20 protein-coding genes and 2 tRNA genes are annotated in these 20,704 nt (G+C 64.1%); 13 read left to right on the top strand and 9 right to left on the bottom strand.

All coding sequences use genetic code 11. The features are described from left to right. Window positions 1-13: 13 nt before the first annotated feature. Window positions 14-868, bottom strand: coding sequence for a Nif3-like dinuclear metal center hexameric protein (locus ACVZTU_RS08965; protein ID WP_139467166.1), 855 nt, complete (start codon window positions 866-868; stop codon window positions 14-16). A gap of 128 nt (window positions 869-996) precedes the next feature. Here ACVZTU_RS08965 and ACVZTU_RS08960 point away from each other — a divergent pair, with 128 nt between their 5' ends. Then, window positions 997-2,538 carry a fatty acyl-CoA synthetase gene (locus ACVZTU_RS08960; protein ID WP_139467165.1) on the top strand — a complete coding sequence of 514 codons (1,542 nt, stop codon included), beginning with the start codon at window positions 997-999 and terminating at the stop codon, window positions 2,536-2,538. 14 nt (window positions 2,539-2,552) lie between these two features. On the opposite strand, the gene bioB is transcribed toward ACVZTU_RS08960, so the two are convergent. Then, complete coding sequence (bioB, locus tag ACVZTU_RS08955; RefSeq protein ID WP_139467164.1) at window positions 2,553-3,707, bottom strand: biotin synthase BioB; 1,155 nt, start codon at window positions 3,705-3,707, stop codon at window positions 2,553-2,555. 260 nt (window positions 3,708-3,967) lie between these two features. Here bioB and ACVZTU_RS08950 point away from each other — a divergent pair, with 260 nt between their 5' ends. Continuing rightward, the gene (locus ACVZTU_RS08950; protein ID WP_482401729.1) at window positions 3,968-5,434 is read left to right on the top strand and encodes a uracil-xanthine permease family protein; all 1,467 of its coding nucleotides are present in this window, start codon (window positions 3,968-3,970) and stop codon (window positions 5,432-5,434) included. Window positions 5,435-5,733: 299 nt separating this feature from the next. On the opposite strand, the gene ACVZTU_RS08945 is transcribed toward ACVZTU_RS08950, so the two are convergent. After that, window positions 5,734-5,810 (bottom strand) — tRNA-Pro (locus ACVZTU_RS08945). An 82-nt stretch (window positions 5,811-5,892) separates the two neighbouring features. Here ACVZTU_RS08945 and ACVZTU_RS08940 point away from each other — a divergent pair. The 3 genes from ACVZTU_RS08940 to ACVZTU_RS08930 all read left to right on the top strand — a co-directional run bounded on the left by ACVZTU_RS08940 (window position 5,893) and on the right by ACVZTU_RS08930 (window position 7,318). After that, entirely contained in the window at window positions 5,893-6,378 is a 486-nt protein-coding gene (locus ACVZTU_RS08940; protein WP_139467163.1) for a TetR family transcriptional regulator, read from the top strand. 118 nt (window positions 6,379-6,496) lie between these two features. After that, a tRNA-Val gene (locus ACVZTU_RS08935) sits at window positions 6,497-6,570 on the top strand. Window positions 6,571-6,727: 157 nt separating this feature from the next. Beyond that, on the top strand, window positions 6,728-7,318 hold the full coding sequence (locus ACVZTU_RS08930) for a DUF2249 domain-containing protein (RefSeq protein ID WP_139908000.1): 591 nt from the start codon (window positions 6,728-6,730) through the stop codon (window positions 7,316-7,318). Window positions 7,319-7,397: 79 nt separating this feature from the next. On the opposite strand, the gene ACVZTU_RS08925 is transcribed toward ACVZTU_RS08930, so the two are convergent. Beyond that, on the bottom strand, window positions 7,398-7,826 hold the full coding sequence (locus tag ACVZTU_RS08925) for a DUF1801 domain-containing protein (protein ID WP_139467160.1): 429 nt from the start codon (window positions 7,824-7,826) through the stop codon (window positions 7,398-7,400). A gap of 17 nt (window positions 7,827-7,843) precedes the next feature. Continuing rightward, window positions 7,844-8,320 carry an Lrp/AsnC family transcriptional regulator gene (locus ACVZTU_RS08920; RefSeq protein ID WP_101546684.1) on the bottom strand — a complete coding sequence of 159 codons (477 nt, stop codon included), beginning with the start codon at window positions 8,318-8,320 and terminating at the stop codon, window positions 7,844-7,846. A gap of 109 nt (window positions 8,321-8,429) precedes the next feature. Here ACVZTU_RS08920 and ACVZTU_RS08915 point away from each other — a divergent pair, with 109 nt between their 5' ends. Together ACVZTU_RS08915 and ACVZTU_RS08910 are read left to right on the top strand one after the other, a co-directional pair. Then, window positions 8,430-9,611 (top strand): trans-sulfuration enzyme family protein, encoded by a 1,182-nt coding sequence (locus ACVZTU_RS08915; protein WP_139907999.1) that lies wholly within the window; start codon window positions 8,430-8,432, stop codon window positions 9,609-9,611. A 71-nt stretch (window positions 9,612-9,682) separates the two neighbouring features. Continuing rightward, window positions 9,683-10,444, top strand: a complete 762-nt coding sequence (locus ACVZTU_RS08910) for a MerR family transcriptional regulator (RefSeq protein WP_139467157.1) — start codon at window positions 9,683-9,685, stop codon at window positions 10,442-10,444. A 26-nt stretch (window positions 10,445-10,470) separates the two neighbouring features. Here the strand turns inward: ACVZTU_RS08910 and ACVZTU_RS08905 are convergent, their stop codons facing one another. The 3 genes from ACVZTU_RS08905 to ACVZTU_RS08895 form a co-directional block, all read right to left on the bottom strand. Continuing rightward, on the bottom strand, window positions 10,471-10,875 hold the full coding sequence (locus ACVZTU_RS08905) for an HIT family protein (protein WP_139467155.1): 405 nt from the start codon (window positions 10,873-10,875) through the stop codon (window positions 10,471-10,473). A gap of 63 nt (window positions 10,876-10,938) precedes the next feature. Beyond that, window positions 10,939-11,406: a redoxin domain-containing protein gene (locus tag ACVZTU_RS08900; RefSeq protein WP_139467153.1), complete on the bottom strand. Its 468-nt coding sequence runs from the start codon at window positions 11,404-11,406 to the stop codon at window positions 10,939-10,941. After that, window positions 11,403-11,846 carry a DUF3052 domain-containing protein gene (locus tag ACVZTU_RS08895; protein ID WP_139467151.1) on the bottom strand — a complete coding sequence of 148 codons (444 nt, stop codon included), beginning with the start codon at window positions 11,844-11,846 and terminating at the stop codon, window positions 11,403-11,405. The genes ACVZTU_RS08900 and ACVZTU_RS08895 overlap by 4 nt, the downstream gene beginning before the upstream one ends. Window positions 11,847-12,139: 293 nt before the next feature. On the opposite strand from ACVZTU_RS08895, the gene aceE reads away from it, so the two are divergent. From aceE to ACVZTU_RS08865, 6 genes are all read left to right on the top strand, one after another. Then, window positions 12,140-14,902 carry a pyruvate dehydrogenase (acetyl-transferring), homodimeric type gene (gene aceE / locus ACVZTU_RS08890; RefSeq protein ID WP_139467150.1) on the top strand — a complete coding sequence of 921 codons (2,763 nt, stop codon included), beginning with the start codon at window positions 12,140-12,142 and terminating at the stop codon, window positions 14,900-14,902. A gap of 126 nt (window positions 14,903-15,028) precedes the next feature. Continuing rightward, window positions 15,029-16,249, top strand: a complete 1,221-nt coding sequence (locus ACVZTU_RS08885; protein ID WP_181270481.1) for a PucR family transcriptional regulator — start codon at window positions 15,029-15,031, stop codon at window positions 16,247-16,249. 34 nt (window positions 16,250-16,283) lie between these two features. Beyond that, window positions 16,284-17,189, top strand: coding sequence for an ACP S-malonyltransferase (locus ACVZTU_RS08880; protein WP_139467147.1), 906 nt, complete (start codon window positions 16,284-16,286; stop codon window positions 17,187-17,189). Window positions 17,190-17,207: 18 nt separating this feature from the next. Continuing rightward, complete coding sequence (locus ACVZTU_RS08875) at window positions 17,208-18,209, top strand: beta-ketoacyl-ACP synthase III (RefSeq protein ID WP_482401728.1); 1,002 nt, start codon at window positions 17,208-17,210, stop codon at window positions 18,207-18,209. A 119-nt stretch (window positions 18,210-18,328) separates the two neighbouring features. Beyond that, window positions 18,329-18,580, top strand: a complete 252-nt coding sequence (locus ACVZTU_RS08870) for an acyl carrier protein (protein WP_025776743.1) — start codon at window positions 18,329-18,331, stop codon at window positions 18,578-18,580. A gap of 67 nt (window positions 18,581-18,647) precedes the next feature. After that, entirely contained in the window at window positions 18,648-19,892 is a 1,245-nt protein-coding gene (locus ACVZTU_RS08865; protein WP_482401727.1) for a beta-ketoacyl-[acyl-carrier-protein] synthase family protein, read from the top strand. 275 nt (window positions 19,893-20,167) lie between these two features. Here the strand turns inward: ACVZTU_RS08865 and ACVZTU_RS08860 are convergent, their stop codons facing one another. Continuing rightward, window positions 20,168-20,659: a DUF3145 domain-containing protein gene (locus ACVZTU_RS08860; protein ID WP_039211244.1), complete on the bottom strand. Its 492-nt coding sequence runs from the start codon at window positions 20,657-20,659 to the stop codon at window positions 20,168-20,170. Window positions 20,660-20,704: the final 45 nt, after the last annotated feature.

Raw genomic sequence — 20,704 nt, 5'->3', positions numbered from 1 at the left:
GTCGGTCTCCTTGTCAGTACCGTTCGACCCAGGGGTCGGTGTTGACTGCCGAATGCTGCAGCGAGACAGTGAACCCGCGCCGCGCGAATTCGGTCTCGAGAGCCTCGGCCGCCGCACTCAGCCAGACTGTCTCGGACGCCCAGTGGGAGACGTCGATGAGCGAGAGTCCGCTCTCTCGACGATTCGCCGCATCAAGCGCCTCGGTGGCCGGGTGATGGCGGAGGTCAGCCGTCACGTAGACGTCGGCGCCGCTGGCCCTGACCTCGTCGAACAGCGAGTCGCCGGCGCCGCCGCAGACCGCGACACGGGTCGCTGTCGCAGCGGGGTCGCCGGCGATGCGCACACCGGTCGTGGTGCGCGGCAGCTGCGCAGCCAGTCGCCTGGCAAGGTCCCGGACCGGTGTGGGCCGGTCGAGGTCGCCGACGCGGCCGATTCCGGTCGGCAGCGAGCCGCGTCCCGAATCATCAGCCTCGTCATGGGGGGACAGTGGCTGCGCGCCCTCGATGCCCAGGAGTGAGATGAGCACATCGGAGACTCCGCCGCGGGCCGAATCAGCGTTCGTATGCGCATTGAACAGCGCAATATCGTTGCTGATGAGAGTGTGGACGGCTCCGCCCTTCAAAGTTGCGGCATTCACCGACTTCACGGGTTTGAGCATGAGCGGATGATGGTTGAACACCAGGTCTGCGCCGAGAACGACGGCCTCGGCGATCACGGCGTCCATCGGATCGAGAGCCAAGAGGATCGACTGGACCTCGGCGTCGGGGTCGCCGACGGCCAGGCCCACGGAGTCCCAGGACTCGGCCAAGGCCGGTGGCCACAGTGAGTCGAACACCTCTGCGCAGTCACTCACCTTCGGATGTCTCATGCCCCCACACTATTACATCCGAACCGGGGCACATCGTCGGCACCGTGGGATCGAAGACCAGCCGGCCGATGAAGCAGAGATGGGCGGACGATTTTCAGAGAGAGTGATGTGGCTCATATATTTGGGTCATGACATCTACACGCATCTCCTCCGAATCACCCGTCATCAGAAACTCGTCCACGGTCTCGGATCTCATCCGCCGCAGCGCCGGCCGATTCCCCACCGACACGGCCCTCGAATTCGGGGACCGAACCTGGACCTATGCAGAACTTGACTCTGCCGTGACCGCGGTGGCCCGCGAACTCGTCCGTCTCGGTGTGACGAAAGGCGACCGTGTCGCCGCCTATGGGAAGAACTCCGACCTCTTCGTCCTCCTCTATCTCGGCTGCGCACGTGCCGGATTCATCCACGTGCCGGTCAACTATCAGCTGAAGAACGACGAACTCGACTACATCCTCAGCAACTCCGGTGCCGAGATCGTCTTCTCCGACTCCGACCTCATGTCCGCAGTCGCCTCAACCCCGACCGGAGCCGAGGCGCAGGTGATCGACTTCGCCGATCTCGTTCCGGTCGCCACCGCGGAGGAGATCGCCCCAGCCGTCAGCACAGAGTTCTCCGTCGACGACACGGACGTGGCTCAGCTGCTCTACACCTCCGGCACCACCTCGGCGCCGAAAGGTGCGGTGATGACCCATCGCGCCCTTCTGCACGAGTACCTGTCGTCCCTCATGTCCCTCGACTTCGCTGCGACAGATCGCGCCGTCCACGCCCTGCCGCTCTATCACTCAGCGCAGATGCACGTCTTCCTGCTGCCGCTTCTGTCGATCGGCGCGCACAACATCATCGTCCCCGCTCCCGTGCCCGAGCAGCTGCTCGGCATCTTCGAGGAACGGAAGATCAATTCGTTCTTCGCCGCCCCCACCGTCTGGGTGGCGCTGGCCAACAGCCCTGACCTCGAAACCCGCAACCTCGACAGCCTCCACAAGGCCTACTACGGTGCTTCGATCATGCCCGGACCGATCCTCGAGCGCCTGCGCCAGCGGCTTCCGCAGCTGGGCTTCTACAACTGCTTCGGCCAGTCGGAGCTCGGCCCGTTGTGCACTGTGCTGCGTCCCGAGGAGCACGACGATCACCCCGGTTCGGCGGGTCGCCCGGTGATGTTCGTCGAGACCCGCGTCGTCAACGCCGGCGGTGACGACGTCGGCCCCGGCGAGGAGGGCGAGATCCTCTACCGGTCGCCGCAGCTGTGCGAAGGCTACTGGAACCGGCCGGAGGCCACCGCCGAGGCGTTCGACAACGGCTGGTTCCATTCCGGGGACCTGGTCAAGGTCGACGAGGAGGGTTTCGTCGAGGTCGTCGACCGGGTCAAGGACGTCATCAACACGGGTGGCGTGCTGGTCGCCAGCCGCCAGGTCGAGGATGCCGTCTTCGAGCTGCCGCAGGTCGCCGAGGTGGCTGTGGTCGGGATCGCCGATGAGAAGTGGATCGAGGCGGTGGCCGCCTTCGTCGTCCTCAAGGACGGCCAGCCGCCGTTGTCGGCCGACGATGTCATCGGTCACGTCAAGTCCCGTTTGGCCGGATTCAAGGTGCCCAAGCGGGTGGAGTTCGTTGCCGAACTGCCGAAGAACTCGGCCGGGAAGATCCTCAAGCGGAGCCTGCGCCAAGCCTGAGGGCTTGCGGCCGCTCAGGCGTTGGCGACTTCAGCGGTGCCTGCACCGCGCCTGCGGATGACGGGATCGGTGTGGGTGGCCGCCTCGGCGGTGGTCTTCGAATCGGAACAGCAGCCGGCTTCCGCACCGCAGCACCCAACGGATTCTTCCGTCCGGGCCTCCTCGTCCTCCTGGCCGAGGATAGTGAATCCGTTGTCTCGGATCATGGCGAGGTCGTCGGCTGCGGCTTGGCCCTCGGCGGTGAGGTAGTCGCCGAGGAAGATCGAGTTGGCCAGCTGCAGCGCCATCGGCTGGAGGGATTTGAGGTGAATCTCGCGACCGCCGGCCAGCCGGATCTCCCGGTCGGGGCAGACGAAGCGGGCTGTCGCGACGATCTTCATGCACTGCATGGGTGTGAGGTTCCACTGTCCTTCGAGCGGTGTTCCGTCGAACGGGACGAGGAAGTTGATCGGGATCGACTCGGAGCCGAGGGCCTTGAGCGCGAACAGCGCTTCGACGATCTGTTCGTCGCTTTCGCCGAGCCCGACGATGAGGCCGCTGCAGGGTGAGAGTCCCGCCGCTTTGGCGTGTTCGACGGTATTCGTCCGGTCCTCGTAGGTGTGGGTCTTGACGATATTGTCGTGGAAGGATTCCGCGGTGTTGATGTTGTGGTTGTAGGCATCGGCGCCGGCTTCCTTGAGCGCCTCGGCCTGACCTTCCTTGAGGATGCCCAGACACGCACACACCTCGACTTCGGGATTCTCGTCTTTGAGGCGTTCGACGATCTCACCGACGCGGCCCACGTCGCGACGGCTCGGCCCACGACCGCTCGCGACGAGGCAGACGCGGGACGCCCCTCCGCCGATGCCCATGCTCGCCTGTTCCATGGCCTCGTCAGTGCTCAGCCACGAGTATTTGAGGATCTCGGCCTTCGACCCCAGTGACTGTGAGCAGTAGGTGCAGCTTTCCGGGCACATTCCCGATTTGAGGTTGACGAGATAGTTCAGCTTGATCGTCATGCCGAAGTGCTCTCGGCGGAGTCGCGATCCGGCATGGACGAGACCGAACAGCTCCTCATCCGGCGTAGCCAGGAGCGTGAGCGCGTCGGCTTCGGTGGCCGCTCCCCCGTTGAGGATGGACTCGGCGAGTTGGCCGGGGTTCACGTTCTGGTCAGGGTTCACAGTCGTCATCGATTGGTCCTTTGTCTCCGTGCGATTGAACAAGGTCAGAATCGGTCGAGTTCAGATCTCCTGAACACCGTTCAATAGGCTATCAGAATGCTGACCCCGCCTTCCGGAGCAGGGTCCTCAGACACACCGGCCATACCGCTTCGTCAGCCGTCGAGTCGGCGTGCCGGTGAGCTGGAGCATAGAATTCTTTCGCCGGCCCGGAGCACTGCCCGACCGCCGGCCAACGACCCAGTACAGGGAAGAACGGAACGAGGAACACAATGGCGGAGTCGGCACCCACGGACACCCACAAAGGAACAGGCAATCGCCGCGGCTGGCGTCTGCACGGAAACGGGCGGACGATCGCTCCCGGTGAGAGGGTTCTGCCGGAAGAGCGTCTGAGCTGGCCGCGGACCATCAGCATCGGCGCACAGCACGTCGTGGCGATGTTCGGCGCGACGTTCCTCGTGCCCCTTCTCACCGGGTTCCCACCGTCGACGACGCTGTTCTTCACCGCCATCGGCACGTTGCTGTTCCTGCTCATCACGAAGGGGATGATGCCCTCCTACCTCGGTTCGTCGTTCGGGCTGCTCGCCCCGATCGGGGCGGTCACGGGGTTCTCGGCCACGGCCGGAGAGGACCTCGAACCTCATGCCATGGCTTTGGCTCAAGGTGGAATCATCTCGGTGGGAGTCACCTTGGCGCTCGTCGGGCTCGTGGTCCATTTCGTCGGCGTCCGATGGATCGAAGTGACCATGCCCCCAGTGGTGACCGGGGCCATCGTGGCCCTCATCGGCCTCAACCTGGCCCCGGCCGCCTGGGATTGGGTCAAGGCCGCTCCCCTGACCGCCGTGATCACGATCGTCGCGATCCTGCTGACCACGGTGCTCTTCCGCGGGATGCTCGGCCGACTCTCGATCCTCATCGGCGTCCTGGTCGGCTATGGTGCGGCATGGCTGCAGGGTGAGCTCGACTTCTCCACCGTCTCGAAAGCCGACTGGGTGGGACTGCCCGCGTTCCATGCACCGGCGTTCGATCTCGGCTACCTCGGCCTGTTCCTGCCCGTCGTCCTCGTCCTCATCGCCGAGAACATCGGCCATGTGAAATCGGTCGCCGCAATGACCGGCCGCGACCTCGATCACCTGACGGGCCGGACGCTCTTCGCCGACGGGTTCTCCACCATCCTCGCCGGATCCGGCGGCGGTTCCGGAACGACGACCTATGCCGAGAACATCGGCGTCATGGCAGCCACGCGCATCTTCTCCACTGCCGCCTACCTGTGCGCGGCGGTCATCGCCCTCGTCCTCAGCATGCTGCCGAAGTTCGGCGAGATCATCGCGACGATCCCTCCCGGAGTCCTCGGCGGAGCGGCGACCGTGCTCTACGGAATGATCGGCATGCTCGGCGTGCGCATCTGGGTGCAGAACAAGGTCGACTTCTCCAACCCGATCAATCTCAACACTGCCGCGGTCTCGCTCATCGTCGCCATCGCGAACTTCACCTGGACCCCGGGCGGACTGCAGTTCGAAGGCATCGCCCTGGGCACCGCCTCGGCGATCATCATCTATCAGGCGATGAAGGCCATCGCCCGGTGGCGGGGCACCGACTCTGACCTCGTGACAGAGAACTTCGCCGAGGCGGCCCACCGAACCGATGCGCCGCAGGCTCCACGACGGGGCCGGGCGACCCACCCGTTCGCTTCCGACGCGACGGACGGCTCCTCCCAAGAGCCGGGCTCACCCGTCTGAGCACGAGTTGAGGCGATGGGGCGCACTGCTGTTTCGAGCAGTGCGCCCCATCGCCTTTGTGCATTTAGCATCGAGTTCTGGACCAGTCATCGGGGTCAAACTCGATCATCTGGTCAGAACTCGATTGGTCCTGCGCCACGGCGAGAACGCACCGCACCACTTTCGGTGCGGCCGTGCGCTGCTTCTCGTTCTAGGCGTCTGCTCGCGTCTTGATGGTTTGGACGCAGAGTGGTCTCGCAACGGTCCGGGAATGCAGAAGTGCCGCAGTCTCGCCTGAGCGATGCTGCGGCACTTTCCCTTGGTCGGGATAGCGGGATTCGAACCCACGACCTCCTCGTCCCGAACGAGGCGCGCTACCAAGCTGCGCTATATCCCGTGACCAGGAACTACTATAGCGAGGGGAACGCGATCTGAAAAATCGGGAAGGACCTCTGCTCGAGAATGAAAGGTATATCTCATTGGCACTGACAGCCGAAAGCATCACCACCACTGCATTGAGCATTCTTTCGCAGTACGGTCTGGGCGATCTGTCCATGCGCCGGCTCGCCCGCGAACTCGACGTTCAGCCGTCTGCACTGTACTGGCACGTCAAGGACAAGCAGTCACTGCTCATTCTCATCTCACGTTCACTCAAAGCCGAAGTCGATGCCCTCTGTCCCGCCACTGCCGACCCGCTCGCCGCGGCGATGTCTCTGCGCGAGGTGCTGCTGAAATACCGTGATGGAGCAGAGATCGTGCTGCTGGGGTATTCGATCGCTCCGACAGACGTTGCGCCTCGGGCCCTGAGTGCTGATCGCCTGGGCGCCGAACTCTCGCACGGAATCCTCACCCTCACACTCGGTGCCGTGGCCGTTGAGCAGAATCGCAGGATCTTCGACGTCGACACCGCAGAGGCAGCTGAGAATTTCGCCGCCAATGCGGCACGCCTGCTCCGATCCTCCTGATGGCAGTCCGGACCGACGCACTGAGCGGTCCCGCGACCGCCTGCGTTCCCGTTTCGCCGGTCCCCATCGGATGTGGCATACTGATCAAGCGCTGTCGGAGACATCGACGACGCAGGTGGGGCCTATAGCTCAGTTGGCTAGAGCATCTCGTTTACACCGAGAGGGTCGGGGGTTCGAGTCCCTCTGGGCCCACCGTCAAGGCATCCCGTATCACGGGGTGCCTTTCCGTTCTCCTGTAGGACCGACCCGAGCGGTCTTTGCCCGGCGCCGCTGGCCGGCCCAGGCCGGCAGTCATCACTCCGGTGATAGTTTCGAGGAGGAACTATCGAAGCGATTGAGAGGGGCAGCCGTGGCAGACGAACCCGTCATCGACGTCCGGACCTTACCGAAGTCGGAACGGCATCCGCTCGTCATCAGAGCGTATGAAGATCTTGACGTCGGCTCCAGCCTGATCCTCATCAATGACCACTCGCCTGAAGGGCTGCGCGTCGAAATGGACCGCGAGTTCGCCGAGGCGGTCGGGTGGGAGCCGCTGGAGAGCACGCAGGACGGGGTTCGGGTGCGCATCATCTGTCGTGCCGCCACCCCTGTACCCCGCGTCGTTCTCGATGTTGCCGAGCTGACCGCGACCGTCGAGGATTCCGGGTCCGTCTGGCAGCTGCCGACGCACCACCGTGACCTCGATGCGAATGTCATCGCGCTCGCCCCCGGCGGCGAGATCCGCGAACACACCGGCCCATCTCTCGACGTGCTCATCCACGTCCTCGCCGGTGCCGGCACCCTTGAGACCGCAACCGGAACGATCGAACTGTCCCCCGGTCAGATCGTGTGGCTGCCCCGCCGCTCCCGCCGGCGATTCCTAGCCGACGCCGAGGCGGGACTGCAGTACTTCTCAGTCCATCAGCGCAAATCGGGGCTGAGCATCACGGCTCGCAGATGAACACCGCGACGTTCTCGGCCACCGAGGTCATTCTGCGATCTCTCGGACAGGACCTGTCATCGACCGTCAGCGTGTGCAATCAGCTGCCCGGCTCGGGATCGTCGGGACGGGCAGCGGCGATCGCGATGAGTCGGCGCAGCACCGCCTCGTCGATGTTCTCCAGACGGCGCACATAGACGCACCCGGCCCCCTCGGTGTACTTTCCGAGCTGCGGGAGCAGCCTCGCTCCTTCGGGAAGGTCCTTGAGTCCGTACAGAGAGAGCTGGCTCCTGCGCGGGGAGAATCCCGTGGCCGGCCACTCACCGTGGTTGCGCGGGTTCACGGGCGACCGATAGTGGTACCGGCCGTAGCCGACGATCGAGGGTCCCCACATCACGGGTTCCTCACCGGTGACGTCTCGGAAGATCGCGTCAAGAGCGATTCCATCCTCGCGACGCTTCTCGGGAGTCACCGAATCGAGGTAAGCGGCGACATCGGCATCGGTCGGCTGGGTCTTGTTCTCTGCCATGAAGCCAGTATGGCAGTTCAGGCCTCCGAAGGGATCCAGGCAGAACCGTCTTCGACCCGATAGATGAGGTTCGTGCGCGTATGTGCGACAGCGGGATATCGGGTGAGGTAGTCGAGGACGAAGGACTGTACCGCAGCGGTGTCAGTGGCGACGATATGCAGCAGGTAGTCATCGGCTCCGGCCATGTGGTACATCCGCACCACCCCAGGGAACTTCGGCGCAGCCGCCGTGAACGCGTCGATCTCGGCCCGATCGTGTTTGGCCAGCCGAATCGATACGAGAGCCTGCAGACCGACCCCGAGCGCAGTCGGATCGACGTCGATATGGAAGCCGCGGATGACGCCGAGCGACTTCAGTCTCTTGAGACGCAGGGAGACCGTCGATTCGGAGATCCCGACGGCCGCAGCCAAGACCGCACCCGAGGCCCGGGCATCGGCGTTGAGCTCCTGCAGAAGGCGAAGATCGGTGTCATCGAGTGAGACGTTCTGCGACATGAGTCACAGTCTCCCATATCTGATCGCAGACTATCCCGGAAACGGCCGAATACTTGGAGGAGATTGCACGTTCATTGCACAGACTGGGAGAAGTGTATTGAATGCGCTTATGACTTCTATGCACCCTGAGACCCGTATGGTTCACGGCGGAATGGACGGTCTCGCGGCCGCAGGCGTCCATGTCCCCGCCATCGACCTCTCCACCACCAACCCGGTCAACGACGTCCGCACGGGAGGAGATTCCTATGAGAGCCTCGCCAGCGGACATCCTCTGAAGGAAGGGGACTCCCCCGTCTACCAACGTCTGTGGCAGCCCGGTGTGGCGCGATTCGAATCCGCGCTCGCCGAATTGGAGAACGCCGAATCTGCCGTCGCCTTCGCCACGGGAATGGCTGCCATGACCGCCGCACTGCTGGCCGCAGTCGAGGCCGGGACGCCCCATATCGTCGCCGTCCGTCCCCTCTACGGCGGCAGTGACCACCTGCTCGAGTCAGGTCTTCTCGGCACGTCGGTCACCTGGGCGGAGGAGGACCAGATCGCCGAGGCGATTCGCGAGGACACCGGGCTCGTCATCGTCGAGACACCGGCGAACCCCAGCCTCGACCTCGTCGACATCGGCTCGGTCGTCGCCGCAGCGGGAGTTGTGCCGGTGCTGGTCGACAACACCTTCTGCACCCCCGTGCTCCAACGGCCGATCGATCACGGGGCCGCCCTCGTCCTCCACAGCGCCACGAAATACCTCGGCGGTCACGGCGACGCGATGGGCGGAATCATCGCGACGAACACCGAATGGACCATGCGCCTGCGCCGGGTCCGCGCCATCACAGGGGCCCTCCTGCACCCGATGGGCGCCTATCTCCTCCATCGCGGGCTGCGGACGCTGGCCGTGCGGATGCGCGCAGCTCAGGACACCGCAGGTGAGCTCGCTCGTCGTCTCCAGACACGCCCCGAGGTCGCCCGGGTCCACTATCCCGGTCTCGCCGGGTCCGATCCGCGAGGTTTGGTCGGTTCGCAGATGCGCGGCGGAGGGGCGATGATCGCCATCGAACTCGCCGGTGGATTCGAAGCGGCCCGCACCTTCGTCGAACACTGCGACCTCATCGTGCACGCGGTCTCGCTCGGCGGCGCCGATACCCTCGTCCAGCATCCGGCCTCACTCACACACCGGCCCGTAGCCGCGACGGCGAAGCCCGGCGACGGCCTCGTCCGCCTGTCGGTCGGGCTCGAACATGTCGACGACCTTGCACGCGACCTATTCACGGCGCTGGACGCGATTCGCGAAGCGGCCTGACACCGTCCACTCGTCGAGGGTCTCAAACGGCTCTTGACCTTGACGCCGCGTCAACTTCTAAGCTGTCAGGCATGGACTGGTCCATTCAGGAAATCGCACGGCTGACGGGAACGACGAGCCGAACCCTGCGTCATTATGACGCCATCGGTCTGCTGCCGCCGACCTCCATCGCCGCCAACGGCTATCGCTGCTACGACGAAGCAGCCCTGGTGCGCCTCCAGCGCATCCTGCTGCTCAAGGAGCTGGGACTGCCATTGACGACGATATCGGAGGTACTCGATCGGAGAGACGATCCGGTCGAGGCGCTGTCGCAGCATCTGGTCTCACTCGGACGCGAGAGAGACCGGCTCGACCGACAGCTCACCGCCGTCACCGTCACCATCACACGACTGAAAGCAGGTGAGCCGCTCATGGCTGAAGAGATGTTCGATGGTTTCGACCATCGCGAGTACGAAGAGGAAGTGACCAGGCGCTGGGGAGCCGACGCCTACCGACGAGGAGACGAATGGTGGTCCAGCCAGTCGCCTGAGGAGAAGAAGGAGTGGAAAGCCCTCGTTTCCGCTCTCTCCGCGGACTGGATCGCCGCCGCCGAGGCGGGGGCGCGTCCCGAATCGGACCGCTGCCAGGACCTCGCCCGACGTCATATCGAATGGCTGCGAGCAGTTCCGGGCACGCCCGCAGATGATCCCGACGGAGACCTCGGAGGATACGTGCGCGGTCTCGGGCAGATGTATGTCGACGACCCGCGATTCGGCGCGAACTACGGCGGAACCGCGGGAGCCGAGCTCGTCAGAGACTCACTCGACCACTACCTCGAGGTCAAAGGCCTCTGAGTCGATCTGAGCCGAGCAGCATCGGATCAGGACAGTGCGGAGAGCGCCTGCCGAATCTTCTCGGCGGGCGCCTCCAGCTGCTCCGGTGTCTGCATCGGAGCACGGTCGGAGATGTCGAAGTCATCCATGGAGTTCGTCGGCAGGACGTGGATGTGCAGGTGGGGCACTTCGTAGCCGACGATGAGGAGGCCGATCCGCTCGCAGTCGAAGGCCGCCTTCTGGGCTTCTCCGATCCTCTTCGCCACTGCGGTGAGGTGGGCGAGAAGCTCTGCGTCGGCGTCGATCCAGTGAGAGATCTCGTCGCGCGGGACGACCATCACATGGCCCTCGGTCATCGGAGCGACATCGAGGAATGCGACGCACTTGTCATCCTGATGGACGAAGGTGCCGGGGATCTCTCCGTTGATGATCTTCGTGAACAGCGTGGCCATGATGGGTCCTCCTCAATAGGCGCCGAAGGTGCCGTCGATCGGTTCTTCGGCGAGGCTCGATTCTCAGAGGCTGGAAAGCGCCGCGGCGAAATCCTCGGAGAAGTCCCGAGTCTCGGTGCGGGCGACATGCCTGCCACTCACGATCGTACCCGCAGGTGAGATGACGAAGACTCCTCGTTCGGCGACACCGTGGACCTCGTCGAAGACGCCGAACGCGCGAGCCGCCTCACCGTGGGGCCAGAAGTCCGATGCGAGAGTGACGTCGACCCTCGTCTGCCGTGCCCACGCCGCCAAGGTGTACTTGGAGTCGGTTGAGACGACCGCGACGTCGACGGCATGAGAGCCCTTTCGCATCCGTTCCTGCCACTGTTCGAGAGCGGCGAGTTCGTCTCCGCAGATCGGAGAGAAGGCGAACGGAACGAATGCGAGCACACGAGCGGTAAGTGGGGCCGCCTCGGTGAGGGTGATGACCGATCCGAGGTGATCGGGAAGGGTGAGATCCGGGGCCCGATCACCGGGCCGCAGGATCATGAATAGTTCTTCTTGCCCACGAGCCGGAATCCGGCCCAATCGTCGGCGGCGCTGACCGTGGAGGTCACGTGCATTCCGGCGGTGGGAGCCGCTTCGGAGATGTCGGCGGGGCTGATGTGTCCCGGACGGTTCGCCTTCGGGCTGAGCAGCCAGACGACTCCGCCCTCCTTCAGTGTGGTCTGGGCGTCGACGAGACCGTCGACGAGGTCGTCGTCGTCCGACCGCCACCACATGAGGATCACGTCGTAGACGTCATCCTCTTCGCCATCGGCGATCTTGTCTCCGATGATGTTCTCGATCGCCTCGCAGAGTGCCTGATCGACGTCGTCGTCATAGCCGACCTCTTGCACATAGTCGCCCTTTTTCAAGCCGAGGTTGTGTCCCAGCTCGTTTGCGAGGGTCGAAGTGGAGGATGTCCTTTCAGAAGCGGAGTTGCTCATGCCTGTATTCTTCCGCCAACAGTGGCCAAGGTGCAAATATCGGCGCGCCCGCGCGCGGCAAGCGCACTCAAACGGCACTCAATCAGCACACCGGACTGTGAGCCTGTCAGCACAGTGCGCAGATGCGTCAGAGAGATCACAACTTCGCGGGAGCGCGAAGTTCGGCTGGGAGTACTAGGCTGACAGGTAGATCGGGTGGCCTCTGGGCTCAGACAACCTGCGGAGCACACACCATCCGATGGTCATGATCTCTACACCAAAGAAGATCGTGGAGCTGAAGAGAGGACCACATCGTGGACAATCGGAATCAGGGCGGGCCCATCCTCAACGGGCTGCCCAGCCAGGTGCCCGACATCGACCCGGAGGAGACCGCTGAATGGCTGGCCTCCCTCGATGGCCTCATCGACGAGGGCGGTCGGACTCGAGCACGCTATGTCATGCTGCGCATGCTCGAGCGCTCTCGCCAGAAGCAGATCGGCGTGCCCAGCCTCACTGCCACCGACTACGTCAACACCATCGGTCCGGAGAACGAACCCTGGTTCCCCGGAGATGAAGAGGTCGAACGCCGCTACCGTCGCTGGAACCGCTGGAATGCCGCCATGCTCGTCCACCGGGCACAGCGTCCCGGCGTCGAGGTCGGCGGGCACATCTCCACCTACGCCTCCTCGGCGACCCTCTACGAGGTCGGTCTCAACCACTTCTTCCGCGGCAAGGACCATCCAGGCGGCGGCGACCATATCTTCTATCAGGGCCACGCCTCCCCCGGCATGTATGCGCGCGCCTACCTCGAGGGCCGGATGAGCGCAGAACAGCTCGACGGCTTCCGTCAGCAGCAGTCGCACTTCATCGACGGCAAGCCGCAGGGACTGCCGTCCTACCCCCACCCGCACCAGCTGCCCGACTTCTGGGAGCATCCGACGGTGTCGATGGGTCTGGGACCGATGAATGCGATCGCGCAGGCACAGTTCGACAAATACCTGCACAATCGTGGGATCAAGGACACCTCACAGCAGCAGACCTGGGCTTTCCTCGGTGACGGCGAGCTCGACGAGCCGGAGAGCCGCGGCATGCTCCACGTCGCTGCCTTCGAAGAGCTCGACAACCTCAACTTCGTCATCAACTGCAACCTGCAGCGTCTCGATGGGCCCGTCCGCGGCAACGGCAAGATCATGCAGGAACTCGAGTCGTACTTCCGCGGTGCCGGCTGGAACGTCATCAAGGTCGTCTGGGGACGCGAATGGGACGCGCTGCTGGCCAAGGACCGCGACGGCGCGCTCGTCAACCTCATGAATGCCACCCCCGACGGCGATTACCAGACCTACAAGGGTGAGTCCGGCGGCTTCGTGCGCGACAACTTCTTCGGCCGCGACCCGCGGACGAAGGCAATGGTCGAGGACTACAGCGACGAGCAGATCTGGAACCTCAAGCGCGGCGGGCATGACTACCGAAAGGTCTTCGCCGCCTACAAGGCCGCGATGGAGCACACCGGACAGCCCACCGTCATCCTCGTCAAGACGGTCAAGGGCTACTCGCTCGGACCGCACTTCGAGGCCCGCAACGCCACGCACCAGATGAAGAAGCTCACGGTCGACGATCTCAAGCTCGCCCGCGATCACTTCCAGATCCCGATCTCGGACAAGGAACTCGAAGACAACCCGAAGCTGCCTCCGTACTACCACCCGGGTGTCGACGCACCCGAGATCAAGTACATGCAGGAGCGCCGCGCGGAGCTCGGCGGCTACTCCCCCGAGCGTCGATCGACCCATGTCGATCTCAAGATGCCCTCGGACAAGGCCTACCAGGCCGGTCGTCGTGGATCAGGCAAACAGGAGATCGCCACCACGATGGGCTTCGTACGCGTGCTCAAGGATCTCATGCGGGAGAAGGAGTTCGGCCACCGGATCGTGCCGATCATCCCCGATGAGGCTCGCACCTTCGGCATGGACTCGTTCTTCCCGACGGCGAAGATCTACAATCCGCACGGACAGAACTACATCTCCGTCGACCGCGACCTGTTCCTCGCCTACAAGGAGGCCACGGACGGTCAGCTGCTCCACGTCGGCATCAACGAGGCCGGGGCGACCGCGGCACTGACCGCGGTCGGCACCTCGTATGCCACCCACGGTGAGCCGATGATCCCGTTCTACATCTTCTACTCGATGTTCGGCTTCCAACGCACCGGTGACTTCTTCTGGGCCGCCGGTGACCAGATGGCTCGCGGCTTCGTCCTCGGCGCCACCGCGGGACGCACCACTCTGGTGGCCGAGGGCCTCCAGCACGGCGACGGACATTCGCACGTGCTGGCGTCGACCTATCCGTCCGTGGTCTCGTACGACCCGGCCTACAGCTATGAGATCGCGCATATCGTCAAGGACGGCATCCACCGGATGTACGATCCCGCCGATGAGCGAGATCCTGACGTGCTCTACTACATCACCATGTACAACGAGCCGATGGTCCAGCCGCCCGAACCGGAGGATCTCGACGTCGAAGGCGTGCTCAAGGGTCTTTACCTCCTGAAGAAGGGACCCGACAACGGCGGACCGAAGGTTCAGCTGATGGCCTCCGGCGTCGGTGTGCCGTGGGTGCTCGAGGCTCAGGAGCTGCTTGACCAGGACTGGGGCGTCTCGGCTGATGTGTGGTCGGTGACGTCGTGGACCGAGCTGCGCCGTGACGGACTCGACGCCGAGAACGAGCGTCTGAAGAACCCCGAATCCGAACCGCGGACTCCGTATGTCACCGAGAAGATGGCCGAGACCGAGGGCCCGGTCATCGCGACCTCGGATTATATGCGCGCAGTGCCGGATCAGATCCGCCAGTACGTGCCCAGCCACTTCACCTCGCTGGGGACCGACGGATACGGAATCTCGGACACCCGTCCTGCCGCACGTCGCTATTACCTCGTCGATGGTCCTTCCGTGGTCACGCAGGCACTCATCTCGCTGGCCGATACCGGGAAGATCTCGATCGACAAGGCCGCCGAGGCGGCTGAGAAGTACCAGCTCAACGATGTCCGTGCCGGCAACTCGGGTTCCACCGAGGGGGCAGGCGCCTGATCTCGCCCGCACACTGACAGCGAATATGGCCGGAGTCTCCAAGACTCCGGCCATATTTGTCACCTTTTTCGACTCTTTGTATGTCGCTGACAACCGGATTGTTCTCATTCATCTAAACTCGTGCTCATGATGTCTGATGCCGAGACCCTGCGCCGTCGTGCCGAAACCGCCCGCAGACTGCGTGCCGGAGTCGGCGTCCTGTCATCGGTGACTCTGCAGCGGCTGGAGGCTCAGCTGCCCTGGTACCGCTCGATGTCGTCGTCCGATCGCTCTTGGGTGGGGCTGCTCGCCCAATCGGGCATCTCCTCGTTCGTCGATTGGTACCGCAAGCCCGATACGAATCTGCGTGTGGTCTCCGACATCTTCAAGACTGCGCCACGCGACCTCATCCGGGCCATCAGCCTGCAGCAGACCCTGCAGCTGCTCAAGATCGTCGTCGAAGTCGTCGAGGAACGCGTTCCGGACATCGCTCGCCCCGTCGAGCAGCCGGCGCTCCGCGAAGCGGTGCTCATCTACTCCCGGGAGATCGCGTTCGCCGCGGCCGATGTCTACGCCCGGGCCGCAGAAGCCCGAGGCAGCTGGGACGCACGACTCGAGGCGATGGTCGTCGACGCCCTCGTCCGCGGAGACTCCGTCGACGAACTCGCCAGCCGCACCGCTGCCTTCGGCTGGCAGTCAGAAGGTCCCGTGTGCGTCATCGTCGGCCGCGCACCGCAGCGCTCGGCGAAGAAGGGATTGGACGGCATCCGCCGCAAGGCCAGTCGCTGGGCCGATGATGCTCTTGTGGGCATCCACGACAACCGTCTGCTCATCGTCCTCGGCGGGGTGACGGAACTCGACGATGCCGTCGAGGACCTCTCGGACTGCTTCGGGCCCTCCGAAGTCATCGTCGGACCGGCAGTGCCGGGACTTGCCGAAGCGGCCACCTCGGCGAAGGCGGCGATCCGCGCACTCAAGGCGGCGACCGCCCGCCCCGGTTCCCCGCGCCCGGTCAAAGCCGATGATCTTCTGCCCGAACGCGCCCTGTCCGGGGACCGGATCGCCTTGACCGAACTCATCGAACGCTATTACGAACCGTTGACCTCGGGAACGGGTCAGCTGCTGAAGACCGTGAGCGCCTATGTCGAATTCGGGTCCTCGCTCGAAGCCACGGCCAAGGCATTGTCCGTGCACCCGAATACCGTGCGCTACCGACTGCGGAAGATCACCGACGCCATCGGGCTCGATCCGACGACTTCGCGTGATGCCTTCGTCATCCACATCGCCTTGGTGTATGGGCGACTGTCCGAGGACGGCGTATTGTCGAACAACGACAAATCTCGCCGAGATCGGTCCAGTGTCCATTAGATTGATCAACGGAACCCAACGAAAAGAGAACTGAGTGCTTGCAATCACCTGTCCGGGCCAGGGAGCCCAGAAGACCGGTTTCCTGAGTTCGTTCCTCGAACTCGACACCTTCTCGGCACAGATCGACGAACTCTCGACCGCATCGGGAATCGATCTGCGTCTGCACGGAACCGAATCCGATGACGAGACGATCAAGGACACCGCGGTGGCACAGCCTCTGCTCGTCGCCTCCGCCGTCGCCTGCGCCGCTGAGCTCGGCGTCAGCCCTGCCGTCGTCGCCGGCCACTCCGTGGGAGAGATCGCAGCCGCACAGATCGCAGGCATCTTCACCCCGGCGGACGCCATGGCCTTCGTCAAGGTCCGTGCCGATGGAATGGCGGCCGCTGCCGCCGTCACCCCGACCGGCATGTCCGCCGTGGTCGGCGGCCAGCCCGAGGACGTTCTCGCCGCGATCGAGGCCGCCGGGGCCAGCCCCGCCAATGTCAACGGTGGGGGCCAGACCGTAGCTGCCGGCTCTCTCGAGGCGCTCGAGACCCTGGCCGAGAACCCGCCGGAACGTGCTCGGGTCATCCCGCTGGCCGTGGCCGGCGCCTTCCACACCGAGTTCATGGCTCCCGCCACCGCTGATCTCGATGCCGCCGCCTCGGCGATGGAGGTCTCCGATCCCTCCGTGTCGATCCTCAGCAACTCCGACGGCACTGCGGTCGAAGCCGGCCGAGAGTATGTCGACCGTCTGGTCAAGCAGGTCACGAACCCGGTGCGCTGGGATCTGTGCCAGGAGGCGCTGCTGAACTCCGGTGTGACCGGAATGATCGAACTCGTCCCCGGTGGCACGCTGACCGGAATCGCTCGCCGCGCCATGAAGGGCGTGGAGACATTCGCCATCAAATCGGCCGCCGACCTCGACGGCGCGCGTGAGTTCGCGGCAGCCCACGCCTGAGAATCGAAAGAAGACGCCATGCCTACACTCAAGACTGCCGAGCCCGGCACTTTCTCCCGCATTGCCGGAATCGGTGCCTACCGTGCGGAGAACCTCGTCACCAATGACGATATCGCCGGACCTATCAACTCCTCCGACGAATGGATCCGTCAGCGCACGGGCATCGTCACCCGCCGTCGTGCCAGCGAGGACGTCGGCGTCCTCGACATGTCCGAGGAAGCCGCGCTCGAGGCGATCGCCTCGGCGGGGCTGAAGCCGGAGGACGTCGGCGGCATCATCATCTCGACCGTCACGTTCGAGTACTTCACACCCTCAGCGGCTGCGGCTCTGACCGCACGACTGGGGACCGGGCCGATTCCGGCTTGGGACATCAGCGCGGCGTGTGCCGGCTACTGCTACGGTATCTCGCAGGCCGATGCACTGGTGCGTGCAGGCACGCTCGACAATGTCCTCGTCATCGGAGCCGAGAAGCTCTCCGAGGTCATCGACCCCGAGGACCGTTCGATCTCGTTCATCCTCGGTGATGGCGCCGGCGCGGTCGTCGTGTCCTCCTCCGACGAACCCGGCATCTCGAAGACGGTGTGGGGCTCGAAGGGCGAGAACTGGTCGACCATCCGGATGACGGATTCCCTCTACGACATCCGTGACGACCGGGAACTGCCCTTCCCGACCCTGCGTCAGGACGGGCCGACCGTCTTCCGCTGGGCCGTGTGGGACGGCGCCGAGGTGGCAAAGGAGGCTCTCGCTGCTTCCGGCATCGAGGCCGAGGACCTCGCTGCATTCATCCCACACCAGGCGAACATGCGCATCATCGACGAACTCGCCAAGCAGCTGAAGCTCCCCGAGTCCGTTGTCATCGCACGTGACATCGCCGACAACGGGAACACCTCGGCGGCGTCGATCCCACTGGCCACCGAACGTCTCCTGCGCGAACAGCCCGAACTCAGCGGCGGTCTCGCCCTGCAGATGGGCTTCGGTGCGGGCCTCGTCTACGGTGCTCAGGTCGTGCGCCTGCCCTGAGACACACCCATTCACGGAAAACTCTCCGTGAATGTCCTAAGATATTCGGCGGGACACTCGTCGAAAAGTTCCTCAAACGGTCGAAAGACCCTCGACCGAAATCAGAAAGTAGGAAAGAAATGGCATTCACCGAAGCTGAAGTCCTCGCTGGGCTGGCAGAGATCGTCAACGAAGAGACCGGCCTTGCTGTCGAAGCAGTCGAAGCCGACAAGTCGTTCACCGATGACCTCGACATCGACTCCATCTCGATGATGACCATCGTCGTCAACGCTGAGAAGAAGTTCGGCGTGAAGATCCCCGATGACGACGTCAAGGACCTCGTCACCGTTCAGGACGCTGTCGACTACATCAACAAGGCTCAGGAAGCCTGACACACAGCAGCCGAACACGGCCCGTCCACAGACGGGCCGTGTCCACACTATCGACGAGGTTTGTACCATGACATCTAAAGTTGTCGTCACCGGAATCGGTGCGGTAACCCCCTTGGGCGCGACTGTCGATGCCACTTGGGAAGCCATTCTGGCCGGTCAGTCCGGCGTCCACACGATGGACAACGATTGGTCAGAGAAGTACGGCCTCGCCGTGGACTTCGCAGCGCAGGTCGACCCACAGGTCGTGCCCGACAATCTCAGACGGGTCCAGGCCAAACGCCTCGATCCTTCGAGCCAGTTCGCTCTCATCTCTGCTCGTGAAGCCATGGCCGATGCCGGTCTTGAGGAGACCGATCCGGAACGCACCGCCGTCTCCTGGGCCACCGGGATCGGCGGAGTCTGGACTCTGCTCGACGCCTGGGACACCCTGCAGGAGGAAGGCCCGCGCCGGGTCATGCCCCTGACAGTTCCCATGCTCATGCCCAATGGACCTGCGGCCGCTATCGGCATGGAATTCAAGGCACGTGCCGGTGTGCAGACCCTGGTCTCCGCCTGCGCCTCATCGACCGAGAGCCTCGGCCACGCCTATGACGTTCTCGCTTCGGGCAAGGCCGACATCATCATCGCCGGCGGTTCGGAAGCAGCGATCCACCCGATCACTCTTGCCGCGTTCAATTCGATGCAGGCGCTGTCACGTCGCACCGATTCACCCGAGACCGCTTCGCGTCCCTATGACGTCGACCGCGACGGCTTCGTCATGGGCGAAGGTGCGGGCACGCTCATCCTCGAGACCGAGGAGCATGCGAAGGCTCGTGGAGCGAAGATCTACGCCGAGGTGGCCAGCTGGGGCATCTCGAACGACGCCTACCACATCACCGGTGGAGAGCCGGAGGGCAAGCACGCGCTGGCCGCCATGCAGCAGGCACTCGACGCCGGAGGTCTGACCGCCGGCGAAATCAAGCACGTCAACGCGCATGCCACGTCGACTCCGGTCGGAGACATCCCGGAATCGCTGGCCATCAGCGAACTCCTTGGTGACAACGTCTCCGATGCACTGGTCTCGGCCACGAAGTCGATGACCGGACACCTCCTCGGAGGTACGGGTGCCGTGGAGGCGATCCTCACGGTCAAGGCGCTGCAGACTCGCACCGCTCCCCCGACCATCAACATCGACGAAGTCGACCCGAAGGTCAAGGGGATCAACATCGTCCGTGACACTCCTGCTGATCTGCCTGCCGGCGATATCGCAGCGATCACGAACTCGTTCGGCTTCGGCGGTCACAACGCCGTCGTCGCGTTCCGCTCAGTCTGAGGTTCTGAGCGAACTCAGACAGCTCTACGGCCCACTCTGAGTCGGAAAGCACGGTTTTGAAACTGTGCTTTCCGACTCAGAGTGGGCCGTTTCCATGAGGGCGCAGGACGCGGTGCGTGCTTGGGAAGGTAATTTGTGCAGCGCATCGTGCACGGGGCGTTCAGGCACGAAAGCATGCGAAATGGACACACCCGAGGTAGGAAGGTGTGCCCATCGGCATTTGTGAACGCCCGTACTCTCGCACCTGAGTGCAGTTCGGCGGTGAATGGAGCGGCTCAGCCGACCTTCGTCAGCCAGCGCACCGGTGCGCCTTCACCTGCGTGGCGGAACGCGTCGAGCTCCTCGTCCCAGGCTTCGCCGAGGGCGATCGCCATCTCCGAGGAGAACTTCGCCGGGTCCCCGGCAGCGCGTTCCATCACGGAGCGGATGCGGTCTTCAGGGACGAGGATGTTGCCGGCTGTGTCGGTGACAGCGTGGTAGATGCCCAGATCGGGTGTGTGGCTCCATCGACCGCCGTCGACTCCGGCCGAGGGCTCCTCGGTGACTTCGTAGCGAAGTGAGTCCCAGCCGCGCAGGGCGGATGCGATGCGAGCTCCTGAGCCTGCGGGCGCGCGCCAGCAGACTTCTGCGCGCACGAGACCTGGTGCTGCCGGCTGGGGTGTCCAGTCGAAGCGTGCCTGTGCGCCTATGGCCCCGCCCGCTGCCCACTCGATGTGAGGGCACAGCGCACGAGGTGCTGAGTGGACGAAGAGTACGCCCTGAGTCATATCCATTTCTGCCTCCTACCTCGGATACGTCTTCCCCTACGATCC

The organism is Brevibacterium sp. OS20 (assembly GCF_056837565.1).
The sequence above is the reverse complement of the archived record's forward strand: the minus strand, read 5'-3'. Positions and strand labels throughout refer to the sequence as shown.

Bases quoted from the DNA above. Each gene is read 5' to 3' on its own strand.
- ACVZTU_RS08960 (WP_139467165.1), top strand. From the start codon at position 997: ATGACATCTACACGCATCTCCTCCGAATCACCCGTCATCAGAAACTCG.
- ACVZTU_RS08895 (WP_139467151.1), bottom strand. From the start codon at position 11,846: ATGAGCAACTCCGCTTCTGAAAGGACATCCTCCACTTCGACCCTCGCA.
- ACVZTU_RS08900 (WP_139467153.1), bottom strand. From the start codon at position 11,406: ATGATCCTGCGGCCCGGTGATCGGGCCCCGGATCTCACCCTTCCCGAT.
- ACVZTU_RS08875 (WP_482401728.1), top strand. From the start codon at position 17,208: ATGCCTACACTCAAGACTGCCGAGCCCGGCACTTTCTCCCGCATTGCC.
- ACVZTU_RS08965 (WP_139467166.1), bottom strand. From the start codon at position 868: ATGAGACATCCGAAGGTGAGTGACTGCGCAGAGGTGTTCGACTCACTG.
- ACVZTU_RS08915 (WP_139907999.1), top strand. From the start codon at position 8,430: ATGACTTCTATGCACCCTGAGACCCGTATGGTTCACGGCGGAATGGAC.
- ACVZTU_RS08870 (WP_025776743.1), top strand. From the start codon at position 18,329: ATGGCATTCACCGAAGCTGAAGTCCTCGCTGGGCTGGCAGAGATCGTC.
- ACVZTU_RS08920 (WP_101546684.1), bottom strand. From the start codon at position 8,320: ATGTCGCAGAACGTCTCACTCGATGACACCGATCTTCGCCTTCTGCAG.
- ACVZTU_RS08910 (WP_139467157.1), top strand. From the start codon at position 9,683: ATGGACTGGTCCATTCAGGAAATCGCACGGCTGACGGGAACGACGAGC.
- ACVZTU_RS08885 (WP_181270481.1), top strand. From the start codon at position 15,029: ATGATGTCTGATGCCGAGACCCTGCGCCGTCGTGCCGAAACCGCCCGC.
- ACVZTU_RS08865 (WP_482401727.1), top strand. From the start codon at position 18,648: ATGACATCTAAAGTTGTCGTCACCGGAATCGGTGCGGTAACCCCCTTG.
- bioB (WP_139467164.1), bottom strand. From the start codon at position 3,707: ATGACGACTGTGAACCCTGACCAGAACGTGAACCCCGGCCAACTCGCC.
- ACVZTU_RS08925 (WP_139467160.1), bottom strand. From the start codon at position 7,826: ATGGCAGAGAACAAGACCCAGCCGACCGATGCCGATGTCGCCGCTTAC.
- ACVZTU_RS08905 (WP_139467155.1), bottom strand. From the start codon at position 10,875: ATGGCCACGCTGTTCACGAAGATCATCAACGGAGAGATCCCCGGCACC.
- ACVZTU_RS08950 (WP_482401729.1), top strand. From the start codon at position 3,968: ATGGCGGAGTCGGCACCCACGGACACCCACAAAGGAACAGGCAATCGC.
- ACVZTU_RS08860 (WP_039211244.1), bottom strand. From the start codon at position 20,659: ATGACTCAGGGCGTACTCTTCGTCCACTCAGCACCTCGTGCGCTGTGC.